Source organism: Tritonibacter horizontis (genome assembly GCF_001518015.1).
GTDB classification, from domain to species: Bacteria; Pseudomonadota; Alphaproteobacteria; order Rhodobacterales; family Rhodobacteraceae; genus Epibacterium; species Epibacterium horizontis.
Window position 1 is genome coordinate 40,055 of record NZ_LPUY01000100.1, and the last position, 20,496, is coordinate 60,550.

At 61.8% G+C, this 20,496-nt stretch carries 19 protein-coding genes and 1 tRNA gene; 3 read left to right on the plus strand and 17 right to left on the minus strand.

Features of this window, described 5'->3' with window-relative positions; all coding sequences use genetic code 11:
- Nucleotides 1-28 precede the first annotated feature (28 nt).
- Nucleotides 29-112 (plus strand) — tRNA-Leu (locus tag TRIHO_RS19220).
- A 250-nt stretch (nucleotides 113-362) separates the two neighbouring features.
- Here the strand turns inward: TRIHO_RS19220 and TRIHO_RS19225 are convergent.
- The 6 genes from TRIHO_RS19225 to TRIHO_RS19250 form a co-directional block, all read right to left on the minus strand.
- A complete protein-coding gene (locus tag TRIHO_RS19225; protein ID WP_068247598.1) occupies nucleotides 363-2,132 on the minus strand; it encodes an IlvD/Edd family dehydratase in 1,770 nt (589 codons plus the stop codon).
- Nucleotides 2,129-3,286, minus strand: a complete 1,158-nt coding sequence (locus TRIHO_RS19230) for a fumarylacetoacetate hydrolase family protein (protein WP_232367838.1) — start codon at nucleotides 3,284-3,286, stop codon at nucleotides 2,129-2,131. Before TRIHO_RS19230 ends, TRIHO_RS19225 begins: the two co-directional genes overlap by 4 nt.
- Before the next feature lie 76 nt (nucleotides 3,287-3,362).
- On the minus strand, nucleotides 3,363-4,082 hold the full coding sequence (locus TRIHO_RS19235; RefSeq protein ID WP_068247601.1) for a FadR/GntR family transcriptional regulator: 720 nt from the start codon (nucleotides 4,080-4,082) through the stop codon (nucleotides 3,363-3,365).
- Nucleotides 4,083-4,121: 39 nt separating this feature from the next.
- Entirely contained in the window at nucleotides 4,122-5,438 is a 1,317-nt protein-coding gene (locus tag TRIHO_RS19240; RefSeq protein WP_207498750.1) for a TRAP transporter large permease, read from the minus strand.
- The gene (locus TRIHO_RS19245) at nucleotides 5,435-6,016 is read right to left on the minus strand and encodes a TRAP transporter small permease subunit (RefSeq protein WP_068247605.1); all 582 of its coding nucleotides are present in this window, start codon (nucleotides 6,014-6,016) and stop codon (nucleotides 5,435-5,437) included. Before TRIHO_RS19245 ends, TRIHO_RS19240 begins: the two co-directional genes overlap by 4 nt.
- 81 nt (nucleotides 6,017-6,097) lie before the next feature.
- Nucleotides 6,098-7,123, minus strand: coding sequence for a TRAP transporter substrate-binding protein (locus TRIHO_RS19250; protein WP_068247608.1), 1,026 nt, complete (start codon nucleotides 7,121-7,123; stop codon nucleotides 6,098-6,100).
- 386 nt (nucleotides 7,124-7,509) lie between these two features.
- On the opposite strand from TRIHO_RS19250, the gene TRIHO_RS19255 reads away from it, so the two are divergent.
- Together TRIHO_RS19255 and TRIHO_RS19265 are read left to right on the plus strand one after the other, a co-directional pair.
- Nucleotides 7,510-8,271: an SDR family NAD(P)-dependent oxidoreductase gene (locus tag TRIHO_RS19255; RefSeq protein ID WP_068247611.1), complete on the plus strand. Its 762-nt coding sequence runs from the start codon at nucleotides 7,510-7,512 to the stop codon at nucleotides 8,269-8,271.
- Between the two features lie 227 nt (nucleotides 8,272-8,498).
- A complete protein-coding gene (locus TRIHO_RS19265; protein WP_068247617.1) occupies nucleotides 8,499-10,883 on the plus strand; it encodes a right-handed parallel beta-helix repeat-containing protein in 2,385 nt (794 codons plus the stop codon).
- A 113-nt stretch (nucleotides 10,884-10,996) separates the two neighbouring features.
- Here TRIHO_RS19265 and TRIHO_RS19270 read toward each other — a convergent pair whose 3' ends face one another.
- The 11 genes from TRIHO_RS19270 to TRIHO_RS19320 form a co-directional block, all read right to left on the minus strand.
- Nucleotides 10,997-11,722 carry a Crp/Fnr family transcriptional regulator gene (locus TRIHO_RS19270; protein WP_068247620.1) on the minus strand — a complete coding sequence of 242 codons (726 nt, stop codon included), beginning with the start codon at nucleotides 11,720-11,722 and terminating at the stop codon, nucleotides 10,997-10,999.
- Nucleotides 11,719-12,315, minus strand: coding sequence for a c-type cytochrome (locus TRIHO_RS19275; protein WP_131811227.1), 597 nt, complete (start codon nucleotides 12,313-12,315; stop codon nucleotides 11,719-11,721). The genes TRIHO_RS19270 and TRIHO_RS19275 overlap by 4 nt, the downstream gene beginning before the upstream one ends.
- Nucleotides 12,312-12,743: a copper chaperone PCu(A)C gene (locus tag TRIHO_RS19280; RefSeq protein ID WP_068247627.1), complete on the minus strand. Its 432-nt coding sequence runs from the start codon at nucleotides 12,741-12,743 to the stop codon at nucleotides 12,312-12,314. Before TRIHO_RS19280 ends, TRIHO_RS19275 begins: the two co-directional genes overlap by 4 nt.
- A complete protein-coding gene (locus tag TRIHO_RS19285) occupies nucleotides 12,740-13,336 on the minus strand; it encodes an SCO family protein (protein ID WP_068247631.1) in 597 nt (198 codons plus the stop codon). Before TRIHO_RS19285 ends, TRIHO_RS19280 begins: the two co-directional genes overlap by 4 nt.
- Nucleotides 13,333-14,175 carry an ABC transporter ATP-binding protein gene (locus TRIHO_RS19290; RefSeq protein ID WP_082705215.1) on the minus strand — a complete coding sequence of 281 codons (843 nt, stop codon included), beginning with the start codon at nucleotides 14,173-14,175 and terminating at the stop codon, nucleotides 13,333-13,335. The genes TRIHO_RS19285 and TRIHO_RS19290 overlap by 4 nt, the downstream gene beginning before the upstream one ends.
- The gene (locus TRIHO_RS19295) at nucleotides 14,168-14,833 is read right to left on the minus strand and encodes a hypothetical protein (protein ID WP_131811228.1); all 666 of its coding nucleotides are present in this window, start codon (nucleotides 14,831-14,833) and stop codon (nucleotides 14,168-14,170) included. Before TRIHO_RS19295 ends, TRIHO_RS19290 begins: the two co-directional genes overlap by 8 nt.
- Nucleotides 14,833-15,714, minus strand: a complete 882-nt coding sequence (locus tag TRIHO_RS19300; RefSeq protein WP_082705216.1) for an ABC transporter permease — start codon at nucleotides 15,712-15,714, stop codon at nucleotides 14,833-14,835. Before TRIHO_RS19300 ends, TRIHO_RS19295 begins: the two co-directional genes overlap by 1 nt.
- A 91-nt stretch (nucleotides 15,715-15,805) precedes the next feature.
- Nucleotides 15,806-17,182, minus strand: coding sequence for an ABC transporter substrate-binding protein (locus TRIHO_RS19305; protein WP_068247718.1), 1,377 nt, complete (start codon nucleotides 17,180-17,182; stop codon nucleotides 15,806-15,808).
- 307 nt (nucleotides 17,183-17,489) lie between these two features.
- Nucleotides 17,490-18,446 carry a HEAT repeat domain-containing protein gene (locus tag TRIHO_RS19310; RefSeq protein ID WP_068247637.1) on the minus strand — a complete coding sequence of 319 codons (957 nt, stop codon included), beginning with the start codon at nucleotides 18,444-18,446 and terminating at the stop codon, nucleotides 17,490-17,492.
- Between the two features lie 7 nt (nucleotides 18,447-18,453).
- The gene (locus TRIHO_RS19315) at nucleotides 18,454-18,696 is read right to left on the minus strand and encodes a 4Fe-4S dicluster domain-containing protein (protein ID WP_068247640.1); all 243 of its coding nucleotides are present in this window, start codon (nucleotides 18,694-18,696) and stop codon (nucleotides 18,454-18,456) included.
- Between the two features lie 11 nt (nucleotides 18,697-18,707).
- Complete coding sequence (locus tag TRIHO_RS19320) at nucleotides 18,708-20,450, minus strand: fumarate reductase/succinate dehydrogenase flavoprotein subunit (protein ID WP_068247643.1); 1,743 nt, start codon at nucleotides 20,448-20,450, stop codon at nucleotides 18,708-18,710.
- Between the last annotated feature and the right edge of the window lie 46 nt (nucleotides 20,451-20,496).

The following is a 20,496-nucleotide window of genomic DNA, read 5'->3' on the forward strand; positions in this document are numbered from 1 at the left end:
ATAGATCTGGACGCCGAAGTCCAGGCGCGCGGGCGTGGTGGAATGGTAGACACAGGGGACTTAAAATCCCCAGGCTTTAGCCGTGCGGGTTCGAGTCCCGCCGCCCGTACCAGTTTGATTTTAAAGGGGTTTACCTTGCCATCCGGTCACGTTGCCTGGGGGCGATTTTCCAGCACTTACATCGCTATGCTCTTTGGCTGTTCTGGTGCACCTGGTGTCCGCAGGTGTTCTTACCGCTTTTTTGCGCATGAAGCGGCCATGCGGCAGCTGCTGCGTGGCCTATATACGGCCCGGTCTGGACGCCGGATTGCGGCGGCCAGCCCGGGGCGTAGCGATGCGTCCTTTATCCGCGGATCACCGCGCTAGTGGTTGTGGCGGGGCAATTTGCGGGCAATCCGCTGGAAGCCTTCGGCCGAGCGCATCACCGCGCCATCGCTCAGTTGGTTGGTTTCTTCGCGGTAGATCTTTTGCCAGGGCGTCTGTGCGGGCGGGATGGCGGGGGTACCCTGCTGGCGCCGGGCTTCGATTTCGGCCTCTGGAACCAGCATGTCGCACCGTCCCTCATTCAGGTCGATGCGGATTTTGTCACCGCTGCGCAGCCAGGCGAGGCCGCCGCCGGCCGCGCTCTCGGGGGAAGCATGAACAATCGAAGGGCTGTCGGCGGTGCCCGATTGCCGGCCGTCGCCGATGGTCGGCAGGCTGGTGATCCCGGCACGAATGAGCCGGTCCGGCGGCTGCATGTTCACCACCTCGGCAGAGCCGGGCCAGCCGATCGGACCGGAGCCGCGAATGACCAGGATTGATCGTTCGTCGATGTCCAGCTCGGGATCATTGATCCGGGTGTGGTAGTCTTCCGAGCCATCAAACACCACGGCGCGGCCTTCGAAACAGTTTTCCTTGCCCGGTTCGGCCAGAAAACGGCGGCGGAAGTCCTCTGAGATCACACAGGTTTTCATGATCGCGAAATCAAAGAGATTGCCCTTGAGCACGCGAAACCCAGCGCGTTCCATCAGCGGTTGGGCAAAGGGGCGGATGACTTCGCGATCCCGTGCTTCGCTCCCCTTGAGGTTCTCGGCCAGGCTTTGGCCGCTTACGGTCAGGCAGGTGGTGTCCAGAACACCGGCTTCGGCCAGTTCCCACATGATGGCGGGGACCCCGCCGGCCCGGTGAAACCGTTCCGACAGAAACCGCCCCGCCGGCTGCACATCGGCCAGCAGCGGGATGTCATAGCCATGCAGCTGCCAGTCGTCCTTGCTGAGGGCGACACCGGCGGTTTCGGCGATGGCGGTCAGATGCGGCTGGGCATTGGTTGAGCCGCCAATCGCTGCATTGACCCGCAGCGCGTTCAGAAGCGCATCTCGGGTCAGGATCTGCGATGGACGCAGGTCCTCATGCACCATATCCACCACACGTTTGCCGGTCCGATAAGCCATCTGGCCCCGTTCGCGGTAGGCGGCCGGGATCGCCGCGCAGCCGGGCAGGGACATGCCCATGGCCTCGGCCAGGGCGTTCAGGGTGGAGGCGGTGCCCATCGTGTTGCAATGGCCGATGGAGGGGGCAGAGGTCATCGCCGCCTCCAGAAACTCTTCGCGGTTGATTTCACCGGCGGCATAGCGGCGACGGGATTGCCAGATGACGGTGCCGGAACCGGCCAAGCGCCCTTCATGTACGGAATCGAGCATCGCGCCCCCGGACAGAACAATCGCCGGAATATCCACGGTCGCTGCGGCCATGATCGCCGCTGGCGTGGTCTTGTCGCACCCGGTGGTCAGCACCACACCGTCGAGCGGATAGCCGTGCAACAGCTCGACCAGCCCGAGGTACGCCAGGTTGCGGTCCAGCGCGGCGGTCGGGCGGCGACAGTTTTCAAAGATCGGATGGGTCGGGAATTCCATCGGAATACCGCCCGCATCGCGAATGCCGTCGCGCACCCGCGTGGCCAGATCGATGTGATGCCGGTTGCACGGCGACAGGTCGCTGCCGGATTGGGCAATCCCGATGATGGGGCGGCCTTCGGACAGCTCTTCGGGGGTCAGCCCATAGTTCATGAAGCGCTCCAGATAGAGCGCGGTCAGGTCGGCGTGGTCGGGGTTGTCGAACCAGTCCTGGCTTCGCAGGCGGCGTTTCGTCATGCTACCATTCCTCTTGCAAATAGGTTTTCCATCAAGGCGCGGGTGCCAAAGGTCCAGGGCTCGACCTGGTCACAGGGGTGCACCTGGTTCACCAAACGGCCCAGCAGGGGCGAGGTCACGGTCACCCGGTCCCCGGTCTTGTGGGTAAAGCCGGCCCCTTCGCCATCGCGGTCTTTGGTGGGCGCGAACATTGTCCCGAGGTAGAGCATGGCGCCATCTGGATATTGATGGCTTGGGTTCAGCAACTGCGCCGCAAGATCGGCAGGCTGGCGCGAAATCTGCGCCATGTCGGAATGGTCCTGCAGTTCGAAGCCGTCTTCTCCGACGATCTCCAGCCCGACACGCAGGGTGCCGACATCCTGCAGGGTAAACGTGTCGTCGAACAGCCGGATAAAGGGGCCGAGCGCGGCGGCGGCGTTATTGTCCTTGGCCTTGCCCAGCAACAGGGCAGAGCGCCCTTCGAAATCGCGCAGGTTGACGTCATTGCCCAGCGTGGCGCCGCGCAGGACGCCCTGTGAGTTGATCGCCAGTACCACCTCTGGTTCCGGATTGTTCCAATGGGAGCCGCTGTGGACACCGATCTGGGCGCCGCAGCCGACCGCGGACATGGGCTGCGCCTTGGTGAAAATCTCGGCGTCGGGGCCAATCCCGACCTCCAGATATTGCGACCAGAGACCGGCCTCTTGCAGGTGCGCCTTGACGGCGGCGGCCTGTTGCGATCCGGGAACGAGCCCCCGCAGATTGCCGCCCAGGATGTCCGAAAGCTCGGCGCGGATCGCCGCAGCCCGACCGGGATCGCCCTTGGCGCGTTCTTCGATGACCCGTTCGATCATCGACCCGGCAAAGGTGACCCCGGCCGCCTTGACCGCCTGCAGGTCGCAGGGCGCCAACAGCCTGCCGAGCCGTCCGGTGCCATTGCCTGCATCGAGGTAGCCGTCCAGCGGCCCGAGCGAGTCACCGCCCGCGCGCGCCACGTCCAGCAGGTCCGGCCGCTCCAGCAGGCCTGACATGGTCGCGCAGGCATGGCTCAGATCCAGAAGCGCGTTGTCATGCACCACCACCGGGCAGGGGCCGCCAATGGCGTTTGACCAGACCCGCCCCACCAGGACGCCGCCGGGCGTTTCGGGCAGGATTTCCGCTGCTGTCAGTTTCACGATACCGTTTCTCCTCAATTTGAATGTCTTGCTGTGCGCATGCTGGCCGGTTGCGGGACCGGTGCGATGACAGGCATCACGCCTCGCTTTCGGTGGATTTGGGTGGAAACGGGAACGTCGCCAGTCCAGCCCGAAGATGGGTGCGCATCAGATACTGATAGGCGAGATCGTCCGCTGTTTCGATCGCGCGCAGGATGCCTTCGTGTTCCTGGAACGTCTCGCCTTCGATGATCCGGCGGGTTTTGCCGCGCTGCATGATCCGCAGGATCACCGGTTTCATGATGCCGTAGATGTCCAGAATGGATTTGTTGCCGGTCAGAGCGATCAGCCCGGTATGGAATTTGAAATCGTACTGCGACGCCTCGACGATGCTGCGCGCCTGAACCATTTGCTGGTTGGTCTCGCGCAGGGTGATCAGATCCTGCGGCGTGACCGCCTCGAAGATATGCAGCGCAGAGCCGGTTTCGATCAGTTCGCGAAACCCCTGGATGTCGTCAAAGGTCTCGCGTGAGATTTCGGCGACGTTGAAGGAAAAGATATCCAGCGCACGGTTCATGCGGTTGTCGACCAGCGTCGCGCCAACCTTGGGGCGGACATCGACAATGCCATAGGCCTTGAGCATCCGCATCGCTTCGCGCACCGTGTTGCGGCTTGTGGCAAAGCGTTCGCACAGCTCCCGCTCTGTCGGCAGCTTGTCACCGACCGACAGCCCGTCGCTGTCGATCAGTTCGCGGATCTGGGCCACGACCTGATCGACGGCGGATCCGGCTGCGGCCTCATCGAAGACATCGTCCAAGGTCGGTGCTCCTTGCTGTTTGGATCAGAGAATGCCGCCTCATATCGCCCAGGTCGCAATCGGTGGAAAGAACAGAATGATCCCCAGAACCACCAGCTGCAACGCGATGAACGGAAGCAGGGCGACATAGATATGTTTCAACGTGATTTCCCGCGGTGCCACGCTCTTGAGGTAGAAGGCGGCCGGTCCGAAGGGCGGTGTGAGATAGGACACCTGCATATTGACCGCAAAGAGAATGCCGAACCAGATCGGATCATAGCCAAGCTGGATCACGATGGGCACGAAAATCGGCAGGGTCAGCAGCGCGATCCCGATCCAGTCGAGGAACATGCCCAAGACCAGCAGGATCACCATCATCACCATGATGATCACCACCGGTGGCGCGTCGATGGCCAGGATGGATTGGGCAACAAACCGGTTGCCGCCCATCAGGTTGTAGACCCCGACCAGAACCGCAGCGGCAATGCCGATCCAGATGATCATGCCGCAGGTTTCCAGCGTATGGACCAGGCTGTCCTGGATCAGTTTTACCGTCAGTTCGCGGCGAAACAGCGAGATGATCATCACCGCAGAGACCCCCATGGCGGCGGCCTCGGTGATGGAGGCGACACCGCCATAGATCGACCCGAGCACCACGAACACGATGAACAGCGGCGCGGCAAGCGAGCGCAGGGCGCTGGCAAGGGATTCCTGCGCGGCTTCTTCCTCGGACATGGGCGGGCCAAGCTCGGGATTGCGCCAGCACATGAACAGCACATAGGCCACATAGAAGGCCAACAGCAGCAGCGCCGGGGTGATGGCCGCGACAAACAGATCCGCAATCGAGACATTGGCGACCAGGCCAAAGATGATCAACACGATGGAGGGTGGCATCATGGTGCCCAGCGACCCGCCCGCACAGACCACACCAATCGACAGGTTGCGATCATAGCCAAGCCGCAGCATCTGGGGCAGGGCAAGGATGCCGAGCAGGACGATTTCGCCGCCAATCACCCCCGACATGGCAGCCATCAGGATGGCCACGATCAGGGTCTGCACGGCGACCCCGCCCGGCAGGCGGCCGGCCAGAATACGCATCCCGTTGAACAGGGATTTGGCAATGCCGGACCGATCCAGCAAGGCAGCCATCAGGATGAACATCGGAATGGCGACCAGCGAATACTCGGTGATAAAGCCAAAGATCCGCGAGGTGACCAGCGGCAGGGCCATGGGGCCGAACCAACCGAAGGTGAAAACAAGGGCGACCAACCCGGTGACCCAGGCCAGCGGCTGACCGGTCAGCAGCAGCAGGAAAATCGCCGCCACAAGCAGGTAAGAGCCGTATTCGATGCCAAGTGCGCTAAGATCCATGGTCATTCTGCTCCGGTCTCAACAGGGGCAGCGGGGTCGGCAGGGCGCCGGATGGCCGCGATCAGATGCAACAGCGTTTGCACAAACATGACAACCACGCAGATCAGAACCAGCAATTTCAGCAACGCCGGAGTGGGCGGATTCCAGGATGTGCCGGTGCCTTCGAGATGAAAGGCGCCTGTGGGGGTGAACCAGGATTTGCTGACCATGATCCAGCTGGCAAAGGCAAGGCCGCCAAAAAACACCAGCGCGATCAGGGAGTTGACGATATCCAGGACCCGCTTCCGCTTTGGTCCGACGGCATCATAGAACATCCGCACGCGAATATGTTTGTCCCGCGCCAGCGCGACCGGTCCGCCGATCAGGAAAACCGCGGCGATCAGAAACGACGTGGTTTCATGCGCCCAGAAAGTCGGGCTGTTGAACACATATCGCGACACGACCTCGACCACTGAAATGAGAAAGGCGACGAAAATCGCCCAGGCAAAGAATTTTGCCGCCTGTGTCAACGCATGGTCCAGCCCGGTGCGGACCTCTGCGTCATGGTCTTCGACCTGGTGAATGATCTCGGCTACTTTGGCCATTTGCGGCTCTCCCCCGTCCTGTCGCATTTGCGCCCGGCGGTTGGTGAGCCGGGCGCAGTTCTGTTTTGGTGGCCTGCTAGATCAAAGCAGGTTGCGACCCTTGAGATAGGCGGTGACCGCATCGTAGTAGCGCTGCGTCATCGCGGTCTTGGGCGCCCAGTTCTGCCATTCCTGCTGGGCAATGCGGCGGAACTTGGCCCGCTCGTCACCCGACCAGTTGATGATCTCGATCTCGGGGTTGGCTTTGGCCTGCTCGACGGCGCTGGCGTCCAGTTGGCGCACCGAATAGATGTGGTTGAAGCTGAATTGCTTGACCGAGGTGAGCAGGATTTCCTGCAGATCCTCTGGCAGCCCGTCCCAGATCTGTTTGTTCATCGACACGTCGATCATCGGCAGCGAGTGAAAGCCGGGATAAAGCGGGAAATTGGCAATGTCGTTCATGCCAAGCGCCTGGTTGGTGGCAAAGACGGTATTGTCAGCCGCGTCGACAACCCCCTTGTCCAGCGCCGAGAAGATCTCCGAACCGGGCAGCGACACCGGAGCCGCACCGGCCTTGGAGAAGATCTCGTAGACCATACCTTCAGGCGCGCGCAGTTTGACACCTTTCAGGTCCTCGACCGTGCGGATCGGCAGGCGGGAGACAAACGCCTCTGGCTCGGTCGCTGCTGCGCCGATGAACTTCACGCCGTAAGGCTCGACGAGTTCGGAATAAAGTTCGTTGCCGCCACCGCTCTGCATGAAGCCAAGCAGTTCAAACGGGTCGCTCCAGGCGCCAACCAGGTTGCCCATCATCGCAAAGGCCGGATCCTTGCCCGAGAAATAGCTCGGATCGGTCAGATGCCCTTGCAGGATGCCGGCGCCAACCGCGTCAAGCGTATCGGTATGCGGGACAACCGATCCGATCGGCAGGATTTCGATAGCGATCCGCCCGCCCGACAGCGTGGCCACGTCGTCGGCCCATTTCTGCTTGTTCACGAACCCTGGTTCGCCGGCGGTTTCCGATGTCTGGAATGTCCATTCGTAGTCCGCGGCCAGCGCAGCTCCGCCCAGTCCCATTACCGAAACCGCCACAGCGGCCAGTCCGGCAAGCTTTTTCGTAAAGCGCATGTCTCTCTCCCTTTGGTTGATGCCCAACTGATCTCCTCCAACGAACCGGGAGGGGCATCCTCTGACCCGGTGGTTGGACAAATTAGACATGGATCGTGATTCAGATCAACAACATGTCCCAGGATTCTGCCCGATCTTGGCAATTTCATCTGACCAATAGGATATATTTCAGGTTCTGGCGTGAAATACTTGGTCCGCAGTGCAGATTTTCTGGACGGAAAACTATCTTGGTCCTACAAAATGAGTCGAGAGAGCCTGACGTATTGCCGCTGCGTCATCTTGTATTATCACCCAATGGCGCGACGTTTGCGCCATCAGGATGGGCGATGCGCAAAGCGATCAGTGGCTTTTCGAAGAGGCGAAACAATCAGAGCGGGAGAGCACCCATGGGCGAGCTGACAGGCAAGGTGGCGATGGTGACCGGTGGCAACGGCGGTATTGGTCTGGCGATGGCAACCGCGCTTGCCGATGCGGGCGCAACACTTGCCCTGGTCGGGCGCGACGCGGCAAAAACCGCTGCCGCTCAGGGTGCGCTGGGGCGGGCGGGCGTGCCGGCGGCACTGGCGCTGACAGGCGATATGACGGACGAAGACAGCGTGGCCGAGGTCACGACCGAGATCGTGCGCCAGTTCGGCGGCCTTGATCTGCTGATCAACAACGCAGGCTCCAACGACCGCAAATTGCCGCAGGAATACCCGCTCGCGGAGTGGAATGCGCTGATCCAGAGCAACCTGACCTCTGCGTTCCTGGTATCGCAGGCGGCCTATCCGCTGATGGTCGCACGGGGCGGTGGCAAGATTGTCAATATCGGGTCGATGCTGTCCATTTTCGGCTCCGCCATGGCCGCACCCTATGCCGCTGCCAAGGGTGGGGTGGTGCAATTGACGAAATCGCTCGCTCAGGCCTGGGCAGGCGATAATATTCAGGTCAACGCCATCCTGCCCGGCTGGATCGAGACGGAGCTGACGGTGACGGCAAAGCAGCAGATCCCCGGCCTGCACGACCATGTGATGTCGCGGACGCCCGCTGGCCGCTGGGGACGACCGCAAGACGTCGGCGGCGCGGCACGGTTCCTCTGTTCGCCGGCCGCCGATTTCGTGACCGGCGTCAGCCTGCCGGTGGACGGTGGGTTTTCCTCGGCGATCTAGGTCTGCCGTTGCGCCTGCAAGGCGTTAATGGGGCGTGCGACCACCCAACTCAAAATCAAAAAAGCTTTGCAATCATGCTCCGGCCTGACCCACGGACCGCCGCTTGCAAAGGATATTCACATGCGCCTGATCGACCCGTTTTCTGCCTGTGTCTGGGGCGCCGCCACCCGCGCCATGGACATGGATGTGCCTGCCTGGCCAGAGCCTGCCCGGCCTGAGGTGGGTCAATGACCGGCCCGAGCGCAGCCGGGGCAGGCGCGCCGCTGCCGCAGGTCGCCTTTGATCCGGTGAACGGAGGGCTCACGATCCGACTGGTCAACACCGATGACGGGGATCGGGGCGCTGTTGCGCTGACCCGCGTGGCGGTTGATGGGGTTGATCGCACCGGCTCTGTCGTGGCTGCGGCGGCGACGGATCTTGTTACGGACGTGACCTTTCCGCGCGCGGCGGCGGGGGGCGGTGTGCTGGCCTTTGTCACGGCCGACAGCCTGTCGGGCGGGTCGTGGTATCACCTGCAGTATACCATCTCCGATCAGGCCGCCGGATCCTATCCGTTTTTCGCAATCGGGTCTCCCTGTTCGAACAGCGGCGAGCAATTGCCACAGGGCATCGGCACGCATTCGGTGCTGGTCGAGATCAAGAGCGGTTTTTCCGGCCAGGGGGCGGTGGAGCTGATCCGGGCCAGTGGCGAGATCACCCTGTCCGAAGTCTCTTTCTACAAGGCAGAGTGGTGGCTCGATCTTGCCGGATCCAGAGAATGGGCCGCCGTCACCGATCCTGGCAGGCTCTCGGGCAGCAACGCTGCGACAGTGTTGTCGCTGGCCCCCGGCGGCAGCATCACCCAGGGCGAGCGTTTCACGCTGGACTATGAAATCATCGAGGCCGAGGAGGTCAGCCATTTCTTTGTTCCCGACGTCGGCAGCCCGTTCCATTTTACGTCCTTGCCCAGCACGCCGGGCGTGCACCGGGTGCCCCTGGTCGCGGATGGGGATATCAGCGACCGGGCGGTTTTGGCCAGGCTGACCGGGCGACTTTCGATGGGGTTCGTGTCGTTGCGCAAAGACGGGGAGGGGCGCGGCGTCGAGGTGGAGATCTCGGTCGGCCCCAAAAGCTATGGCGGGACAACTGTCGCGCCCTTGCCGCAGGTCTGGCATGTGGCGGGCTCTGGCGACGACCTGCGCGGCACCGGATCGCCGGAAAAACCGTTTCGAACCCCAGCGCAGGCGATGACCGTTTGCAGCGGCGCCGATACGCTGTATCTGCGGGCCGGCGATTTCGCCGCCTTCGATGTCACCGTTTCAGGCCACTCCGCCGCCGAGCGGTTTCGCATCACCACGCTGCCGGGCGAGGAGAGATTGCCACAGGTCATCGGTCACGATTTGCTCACGGCGGGACGTACCGGCAACTACAGCGCCATCCGGCTGCGGGAGGTGAACAATGTTGAAGTGTCCCATCTCAGCATCCTTGGCTCAATGAAAGAAGGCCTGCTCCTTCAGGGGCAGGAACCCGAAGATGATGTTGGCCCGCCCCCGGTCTATGGTGGGCATCTCATCCACGGCAACAAGGTGCGCCAGACCGGGTCCTCGGGGATCATGGCCTGCGGGTTTTATCCCGGCAAGCGGATCGGGATCGGCAATGCGGCAACCGAGGTCTTTCGCCTGTCCGATGTGGTGATTTCATACAATGACGTGGCCGAGACCAACGTCGCAAACGACTACAATAGCGCGTTTTCCAATGCCGACGGGCTGCCCGGTGGCAACAACGAGGCGATCACGATTGCCGCCTCGGTGCAGGGCTATGTGGTGGAGCACAACCACGTTCATGACACCCTGCAATACGGGATTGATTCAAAGTCAGGCACCCGCGGCGGCACGATCCGCTACAACCGGATCTGGAATTGCACCAATCATGGGCTCTATATCGACGCCTCGCGTCGTTTCGTGGACGATCTGGAAATTCATGACAATGTCATCTGGAGCTGCCGCAATGGTCTCGTCCTCGCCCGAGAGGCAGATTTCGACGCTGACGATCCGACGCTGGATCTGGCCGATTTCGACATGCGGCTTGAGGATATCCGGGTCTGGAACAACGTGATCTTCGACATGGAACGCGACGGGTTGGTGTGTTTTGCCCATCCCGGTGACCACCCGTCCGGTCGCATCGCCGGGATCGTCATTCGGTTCAATACGGTGTTCAACTGTGGGCAGGAGCAGGCCTATCGCGATGAAATTCGCCTTGTCGACTGGGCCGACCCGGCGTGGCGGGCTGCGGGTGTCGTTCGTGATTTCGAGATGACCGGCAATCTTGTCTGGCGCGACGACGGCAACTTTGACGTGACCGATGACTTCAGTGGGCATGCGGCGTTTTCGATCAACGAGAATTTCAATTTCGACGGCCCGCGTGACCCGCTGTTCGTCGCTCCGACGGCGGCAAAGATCGTGGGGCCGGGGGATTACCTGCCGGAGCTGTCCTTGCCGGACTTGCGCCTGCAACCCGGATCGGCTGCGGCCGAGACCGTCCGGCGCGGTGTCGCCGGGCGATATAATCTGGATGCGGGTGGGCTGGCGCGCGACGCCCCGACCGCTGCCGGGGCCTTTGCCGTGACCGTGTGATCGACAGCCAGCAAGCGCCGGACAGGGCTGATGGTGGGGGCAAACGGTCCGCGGGCGGCGACGTCACTGCGTCGCAATGGCCGACGGGATCAACCGCCAGAGGTTTCCGGCCCCTATTCGTAGAGCGCCCGAAGATCCGAAATCGCGATCTCCCTGCGGCTGACTTCGAGGATGCCCTCGGCCTGCATCCGGTCCAGAGACTGGGTGACCCATTGCCGGGTTGCGCCGACAATGGTGGCGATCTGGTCGTAGGTGATCGTGCGATCAATGACGATGCGGCTGCCCTCGTGGCGGCCATAGGTCTCTGCCAGGATTACCAGCAATTGCCGCAGCCGTTCGGCCACCGTGCGGGTGCCCAGCATCTGGATCAGGGCCGAATAGCATTTCCCCTTGTTGACCAGACCGTTGATGATCGCGATTGCCACATCGGGGATGTCCCGCACCAGACGTTGCAAACTGACCCCGGACAAAAACAGCAATTCGCAGTCTTCCAGCGCATCTGCCGACCAGACATGCCGCCCGCCGCCAAAGACCTCGGGCCCGCCGATGAAATGGCCGATGCTCCAGTAAGCGAGGGTGATTTCACGGCCCGATGGCCCGGCATAAAAGGTCCGCACGCGCCCTTTTTCGACGACCCAGACGCCAGTGTGCGGATCGCCCTGAAAGAAGATGCCTTCGCCCTTGGTCACCGTGCATCGGGTGCCAAGCTGGCGGGTGGTGCGTTGATCTTCATCCGTCAGCGAGGACAGAAAGCCGGCGCCCTTGTTGATGTCCAACAGGTACTCCGACAGGAAGATGGCGCTTGGGCCATCGTTGGGCTCGTCAATATTCTCGGTCACTCCGGTCTTTCCAGTGAAGCAAGATAGGCGGCGATCTCGTCGATGCCTGTGTCCATCCCGCTGAAGATCTCCTGGTGCATCTCTGCGAACGCACCGTGGTCACGCCGACCGTCGCGAAAATCGCGCATCTGCTTTGACAGATAGCCCGCATGCTGGGCCGAAAGATACGGCACCGCGCCATCGCTGTCCACCTCGTGACAGCCAAGGCAGCCCGCCGCCGCGGTCAGGGTCTGGCCCAGATCGCTATCCGGCGGATCGCTGGCCGGGGGCGGATCCTGCTGTGCGAACCACTCGATCACGACCGGCAGGTCTTCGGGTGCCAGCTCTGTCACGATGCTCGACATCTGGCCGCCGTCGTTGCGCCGGATCCCGGAGAGGAAGGCCGCCAGCTGAGCCTGGATATAGGCCGGGTTTTGCCCGGCAAGATGGGGAAACCGGTCCAGACGGGACTGGCCAGACAGCCCGTGGCAGAGCGCGCAGGTTTCATAGGCGGGATAGCTGTCGGCATCAAAATCCGCATGAAGCGGCGCGGCCACAGCGGTTGTCAGACCGATGGCCAGACAGAAGGCTGCGCCCATAGGATGGCGGGTCATGATCCGGCGCCAGCGGCCCCTACGGTGGCGGTAACGGATTGGCTCGTGCCATCTGCGAAGCTCAGGACCAGTTCGACCGTATCTCCCGCCTGCAGCGTCCGGTCCGGGTGCATCAGCATGATGTGCAACCCACCCGGCGCCAGCGCAATGGTTTGCCCCGGTGCGATCTCCAGCTGGTGCAGCATCGCCATGGTGGCGACGCCGTCCTGTTCGGCGCTGGCATGCAGATGGGCCATGGCGTAGCCTGCCGCCGTCACCCCGACGAGCCGAAGCGGGGCGGTGCCGGCGTTTGCCAGAGTCATATAGGCCGCATGGGTCATGACGCCCGGCGGGGCAAGCGGGACATAGGCCGCCTCAACCCGGAGTTGCTGTGCAAAGGCCGAGGTGGCCCAAAGCAGCGCCAGGACCGGCGTGACAGAGCGCATCATTGTGTTTTCTCCTTGCGATAGCTGAGTTGCAAACGGGCGAGGAATTCTGCCGTCAGCCCCGGATCAAATGGGGGCTGCAGCTTGGCCCGCAGGGTTCCATCGGGCGCGATGACGGACACGGCCGAGCTGTGCTGGACCTCGTAGTAGCCGTCCTTGTCGGCGGGCAGCAGGCGGTAGAAACCGTCGGTCGCGTCGATAAAGCGGTCGATCTGGGCGCGGGTGCCGGTCATGCTGCGAAAATCGGGGTGAAAGAAGGGCGCATATTCACTGACAAAAGCGCCGTCCCGGTCCGGGTCGACGGACAGGAACCAGACCTTTGGCAGATTGTCCGGTCGCACCCGCATCCCGGTCTCGGCCACGGCCGCCTCAAGATTGCCGAGGGTGAAGGGGCAGACATCGGGGCAGGACATGAACCCGATCATCACAAGGGTCCACTGACCCTTCAAGTCGGCGCTTGTAAAGGTCGCGCCCGTTTCGTCGTGAAAGGCAAGGTCGGGCAGGGCGACCGGAGCGTCGAGCATGACGCCCTGCACCTGGGCCTGTGCCAGCGCGGGCCAGCACAGCAGGGCGAGGAGATGCAGCAGGCGTCTCATGCGTTTTGCGCCGCAAAGGCCTTGCGACTTTCGGCGCGGATGGTGTCGAGGCAGAATTGCCGGGCCTCCAGGTATTTCGGCGTGCTGGCCATTTCGGGCGAGCGGGGGCGCGGCAACTCCACCCTGACGTCCTCGATGATGCGGCCGGGGGCGGCGCTCATGATCAGGACGCGATCCGCGAGAAACACCGCCTCGTCCACGTCATGGGTGATGAAAACCACCGTGGTGCCGAACTTGCGCCAGATGTCCAGCAGGCTTTCCTGCATCATCAGCCGGGTCTGGGCGTCGAGCGCGCCAAAGGGTTCATCCATCAGCAGGACGCTGGGGTAATTGGCCAGCGCCCGTGCGATGCCGACCCGCTGCTGCATCCCGCCCGACAGTTCCGCCGGGTAGCGGTTGCCGAATTTCTTCAGCCCGACCAGACCGAGGAACGTATTGGCGACGGAACCGGCACTGGTGCGCGAGGCGCCAGCCATTTTGGGGCCGAAGGCGACGTTTTCATAGACGGTTTTCCACGGCAGAAGGGAATACTGCTGAAACACCATGCCGCGATCCGGGCCGGGGCCGGTGACCTTGACGTCATCCACGGTCACCTGTCCGGTGGTCGGCTTTGTATAGCCGGCAATGGCGTTAAGCAGCGTCGATTTTCCGCAACCAGAGGGGCCGAGGATACAGACAAATTCGCCTGCCTCGATATCAATAGAGGTGCTTTCAACGGCCTGATGCGCGCTGGCACCCTGACCGAATCTGATCGACACATCGCTGATCCGGATCCGTCCTTTGTCGGCGTCATTGGCAAGGGCGGTGTCGGGTTTTTTGAATTTCAATACGTCAAGCATGGCTCGGGGCTCCCATTTGCGATTTGGCTGCACGGGTCTTCCGCCAGGCCAGAAACACTACAGTGCAAGAAAGCAGGCCAAAGCCCGCGATGTTCAGGGCCGGGCCCATGGTCTCCAGCGCCAGTGAGGTGGCAACGCCCAGCCCCAGCATGGCCAGTCCGACCACCCAGGAGGGTGCGGCGCAGCAGACCACCCAGCTCATGGTGGCATTGGTCATGGCCACCAGGATGGTCCCGATCCCGGTGGCGGCGCGCAGCGTTGTGGCAGGGCCCGCCGTGCAGGTGTCACGGCGCTGCAGGCTGGTGCAGAGCGCCACAAGGAGGCCCAGCACAAAGAGCACCATCATCCGCACCGGCACGACGTTGAGGCTCCATTCCGATATGCCGGTGCCGTATTCATAGTTGATCTTGCCGACCTCAAGCAGCCATTCCTGGTTGATGATCGGCGGGATGTCGCGCCAGGACGGTGTGGATTTGACGATATGGATGACATTGCCGATCCAGTCATAGGCCACCACGTAGTTCGGCAGAGCCTGAAACCGGATCATCAGCGCCAGCAGCATCAGCACCTGAAACAGCACCGCAAACAGCAGACCCGAAAGCAGCATCCGCTGCCAGTCCTGCGCGATGGTGTGGTGTAGGGTTCTCAGCACCGCCATCACCGTGCCCTCTTTTGCCATTTCAGCATCGGCGAGGTGGCCAGTTTCACGGCGGCAGTGGAGGCGGTGCCAAGCCCGCCGATCACCAGCATACCCACGACAATGTCCTGGTAGTTGATCAGGCTGTAAGCATTCCAGGTGAAGTACCCGATGCCGTATTGCCCGGAGATGATCTCTCCGGCGAGCAGCGAGAACCAGCTGACCCCCATGCCAATCGCGAGCCCGGCCGCGATAGAGGGCAACGCGGCCGGGATCACAACATGGAGAAACACCGCCACGCGGGATGCGCCCAGCGATTGGACCGCGCGCACCAGCACCTCGGGCGTTTGTTCCACCCCATGTAACGTATTGAGAACAATAGGAAACAACGCGCCCAGGAAGGTGATATAGATGATCGAGCTTTCTTCCGTTGGCCACATCAGGATGGCCAGCGGAATCCAGGCGACGGCCGGAATGGGGCGGATGACCTCAATATAGGGCATCACAAAGGCCCGCGCGATCCGGGAGCGTCCCATCATCAGGCCGATGGTGATCCCGAGCACCACAGCGATGGAATAGCTGATGAGGATCCGCCGCATCGACACCCCGATATGGGTCCAGAAAATCTCGGTCTGGATATGGGCGAAAAAGGCAGAAAAGACCTTCCACGGGGCGGGCACGTTGGAAAAGTTGATGTAAAAATCCAGATTGATCGCCGTCGCGATATGCCAGAGCCCGATCCCGACACTGAGCGAGACGAGCGCCATGGCGAGACCTTGTAGCCGCTCGGCGGAGAGGCGCGGCACACCCTTGCGCGCTGGTGGCGGCGCGGCCGGGGTGACCTCGGCGCTGGGTTTGGGTTCGGCTGTGGGGTTTTCCGCATCTTTTACAAGGGGTTGCATGGGTATCTGCCTTAGATCAGGGGGATGGGTCGTCACGCAAGTCGGGGGGGCTCCGGGCGATCTTGCCGCCCGGAGCCTGCTCAATCGGACATCAGGTTTCCGAGATGAAGTCGGCCACGGCCTCGTCAAAGGTCACCAGCGCGCCGGCGTTTTCGGCGGCATAGGCCTCGGCTTCGCCCTTGCGCAGGAAGGTCGCATAGCCGTCACCGGTCTTGACCCAGAACGCCGTCTTGCCAAAGAGCTTCAGCCCGGTTTCCACGTCATAGACATAGGTGGAGTTCAGCTTGGCGCCGGTGCCCTGCATCTCTGCCACGGCGGTCAGGAACTCCGGCATGGTGGCATAGCTGCTGATGCCGTCGCGCGCGTGCCAGATTTCCATCGGCAGACCTTCGTTGGCGACGGCGGGGTCCACCATCTTGGCCTTGTCGGCGGCGTAGTCGACGCCCATGTCCGCATAGGCGGCCTTGAGGTAGTCCTCGGTGATCCAGGCCTCGAAATCGAGCGGCGGAATCGCCTTTTCCTTGACCAGAACGCCATGGTTGAACTTGAGCGCGTCAATCCACTCGGTTTTGATCGAGGGTTCCAGCGTCAGGTGACCGCCCTTCGAGAAATAGAGATAGAGCACTTCCTTCTCGACCCCGGTCCAGCCCTCCATTTCGGACACGGCGCGCATCGGGTCCTCGCGGATCCATTCGCCGGCCTCGTAGACGGCCTTGATGAAGGCCTGCACCACCTCGGGGTATTCCTCGGCAAAATCCTGGCGCACGACGACACCGTGCAGGTAGGGCACACCGGTTTCGGCACCGTCATAGATCTTGCGACCGGTGCCGCGGAATTCCATGATTTCGGACCAGGGGCAGAAATCGGAATGGGCGTCGATCTTGCCCGCGGCGATATTGGCCGCGCCGACCGCTGGGCTCTGGTTTTTCAGAACGTAATCAGAGGTCGGGATGCCATTGTCCTGCATCGCCTTGAGCAACATGCCCCAGGCGGCGGAACCAACCGGGGTCGAGACCTCTTTGCCGTTGAGCTGGTCGATCGAGTAGATGTCGCTTTCGACCGGCACGACGATTGCGTTGCCGGACCCTTTGAGGTTGTAGCCGGTGCCCGCCACATAGAGCGTTCGCAGGCTGTCGGTTTCCTGGAACTTGGCGCCGTTCACGATCAGGGGATAGTCGCCCATGACGCCAAAGTTCAATTTGTTGGCCAGCATCTGGTTGGTGATCGGTCCGCCTGAACTGTAGTCGGCCCAGCTGATGTCATATTCCGCATCGGCATAGGCGCCCTCTGTCGGCAGGTGCTTTTCCAGAAGCCCAAGCTCCTTGATCACGATGCCGGCGGTATAGGTGTCGGTGCACATGGATTGATGCCCGACGGCAATCGAAATTTTTTCCGCCTGGGCGATGGCGCCGATCGGGATCAGGGTGGCTGCCAAGAATGCGGACTTGAGGTTGAAGCAATTCTTCATTTTCGTCTCCATTGGTCAGTTCAATTTTCGGTATTGAAATCAGTGTCCAATGAAAGCGGTCCGGACCGCAGGGAATTCATATCCCGATCAGGCCCTATCTTTCAGACGCGCAAAATAACGGCAAATTTTGCGGCAAAAGGCGAAAGCGCGGGCGTAAAAAAACCTCTCAAACTTCGGGTGCTCAAGAATCGGGTGATATTTTTATCTTTTAGAATCAGTGAGTTGAGTGGTATTTGAAGGCAAAATTGCACCCTTGGGGTGATCTCCCCAGGGTGCAATCAAAAACGGTGGTCCTTTTTCAGCAGGCTTATTGCACGGCCATCTTTCCGAGGGCCCAGCGGACGTTTTTGCGGACGTCCGGGTCCGGGTCGTCTTTGTACTTTTCCAAAAAGGGCAGGGTTTCGACGACGGCCATTTCGCCGAGCACCGCCGCGCATTCCTTGCGCAAATTCGGGACCGGGAGATCCATCATCGGCGCGATTTCAATGGCGGCTTCTGTCGCGTTCAGACGCCCCAGGGAGCGCACCGCCTTGAGCCGGACCTGCCAGAATTCATCCTGCAGGGCGTCGCGCAGCACGGCCACGCAACCGGCGCTGCCGGATTTGGCAAGTGTTTCCGCTGCGGCCTCGCGCACCATCCATTCCGGGTCCTTCAGCCCCTCGACCAGCGTTGCCTCGGCATGTTCGGATTTTGAAAATCCAAGCGCCGCCAGGGCGGTCCGGCGCACCTGGGTTTCGCCATCCTTTGCGGCGTCCCGCAGGGCAGGCAGGGCGTTTTGGTCCTGTAGCCAGCCGATCACCCCGACCGCTTCGGCGCGCACGCCTGCGTCGGCGTGTTTCAGCGCGGCGATCGCGGGCCCCATCGCTTCGGGGCGGCGCAGTTCCTTGATCCCCGCCAGACAGGCCTTGAGCTTGATGGTATCGGGATCGTCCAGATGCGGCAGGATGGCGTCGCCGGCAGCGGGGTCTTTGAGTTCCGTCAGGCTGACTGAGGCGGCGGCGACCACGGCCGCGTCGCCATCCGTCAGGGCCGAGACCAGGGCCGCGGCGGTGTCGGGGCCGTCAAAATCGGTCAGCGCCAGCGCGGCCTGTTTGCGCACGCCCGCATCGGCGTCGGCGATTGCGCGGGCGAGATGGGGAATGGCGGCCGGATCGGCGCTGTCGGCCAGTTCCATCACCGCCATGATCCGCGCCCCCGGCGACGGGTCGTCCAGCGCCTCGGCCAGTTCACCAATTTCGTCAAAGTCTTCAAACAGAGCGGTCATCTCAGTCTCACTTCAACAAATAGGGGAGGTTTACGGTGACGGCGCCGGTGGGGCAGTCCGCTTCGCAGGGCATGCAGTACCAGCATTCATCGTACTTCATATAGGCCGTCTGGGTGCCGTCGTCGCTGGCCGCGATGCGCAGAACATCGAGCGGGCAGACATCGACACAGACGGTGCAGCCCTTGTCCGCGATGCACAGCGCCTTGTCCACGACAACGGGAACAATGGAGGAGGTTTGAGCCAATGGCATGGTTTTATTCCTTATTCTGCCGCGACCGTGCTGTTGACACGCTGGTTTGCATAGGCGTTCTTCTCGTCGTCATCGATTTCGACGACATAGGGTTGAACAGGCTGCTTGCGGTGTGCGGGTTTGCCATCGTCGCCCTTGGTCAGGATGGTGTGGCAGAACCAGTTTTCGTCGTCGCGCTCGTATTCGACCCGGTTGTGGTAAAGGCCCCAGCGGCTCTCGGTGCGATAAAGCGAGGCGGCAGCGGCCATGTCGGCGCAATCCAGGATGGTCGACGCTTCGAGCGACCGCATCAGCTCGTGACTGTCGCGGACATACATCTCGTTTTCCATATCGTGGCGCACCTCGGCAAAGCGGCGCTGCGCCAGTTCCATCTTTGCGGTGACTTTCGGCGGTTGCAGATAGTCATTCACAAAGCGGCGGGTCTTGTATTCGATCTGGTTCGGCGGGATGCCATCATCGCGTTTGGTCGGGGCCAGCACGCGGGTCTGTTCGGCGTCAACTTCACCCATGTCGAAATCAGCGAAATCAACATCCTTGATGTAGTCCACCGCATCGAGCCCGGCAAAGGCGCCGTTGGTAAAGGCCCCAAGCATGTAGTTATGCGGCACGTTGGCCATGTCGCCGGCCGCATAGAGGCCGGGAATGGTGGTGCGGGCGTGTTCGTCGACAAACACACCGCTGGCAGAGTGGCCGGAGCAGAACCCGACCTCCGAGATGTGCATCTCGATCATTTCGGTCCGGTAGTCGGTGCCACGCCCCTTGTGGAAATGGCCACGGGTTGGCCGCTCGACGATGTGCAGGACACGCTCGATCTCGGCCACGGTTTCTTCGGCCAGGTGGTTCAGCTTGAGGTAGACGGGCCCCTTGCCGCCCTGAAGTTCGTCATAGAACTCCTGCATCATCTGACCGGACCAATAGTCGCATTCGATAAACCGCTCGCCCTGGGCATTGGCCGTATAGCCGCCCATCGGCCCCGCGACATAGGCGCAGGCCGGTCCGTTGTAATCCTTGATCAGCGGGTTGATCTGGAAACACTCGAGGTTCGCAAGGCCAGCCCCTGCGTGATAGGACATCGCGTAGCCTTCGCCGCTGTTGGAGGCGTTCTCGTAGGTACCATAGAGGTAGCCGGAAGAGGGCAGACCGAGGCGCCCGGCCGCGCCAAGCGCCATGATGACAGCCTTGGCCCGCACGACGAGGAATTCGGCGGTGCGCGTGTTGACACAGATGGCACCGGCGATGCGATCCTCACCGGTCAGAAGGCGGGTCGCCATATAGCGGTTGACGATATTGATGCGCGCCTTGCGCAGTTGCCGATAAAGCGCCTTTTTCACCGTGTCGCCATTGGGCATAGGCAGCACATAGGTGCCGATGTGGTGGACCTTTTTGACGTCATATTCGCCGTTCTGATCCTTCTGAAACCGGATGCCGAACTGGTCCAGCTCCTGGATGATGCCATAACATTCATCCGCGTAGCGATAGACCGCCTTTTGATCGACGATGCCGTCGTTGGCGATGGTGATTTCCTTGGTGTATTGCTCGGGGGTGGCATAGCCGGGAATGACCGAGTTGTTCAGCCCGTCCATCCCCATCGAGATCGCCCCGGACCGTTTCACGTTGGCCTTGTCCAGCAGGACAACGTTGGCCTCGGGGTTCTTGCGTTTTGCCTTGAGGGCAGCCATCGGACCGGCCGTGCCGCCGCCAATGATCAGGATGTCGCAATCGATCTGCGTCGTTCCATCCAAGATTTCGTCCATATCGGGCTCCAATGCAGTGATGTCTTATCCTGCGCCGTGCTGCGGC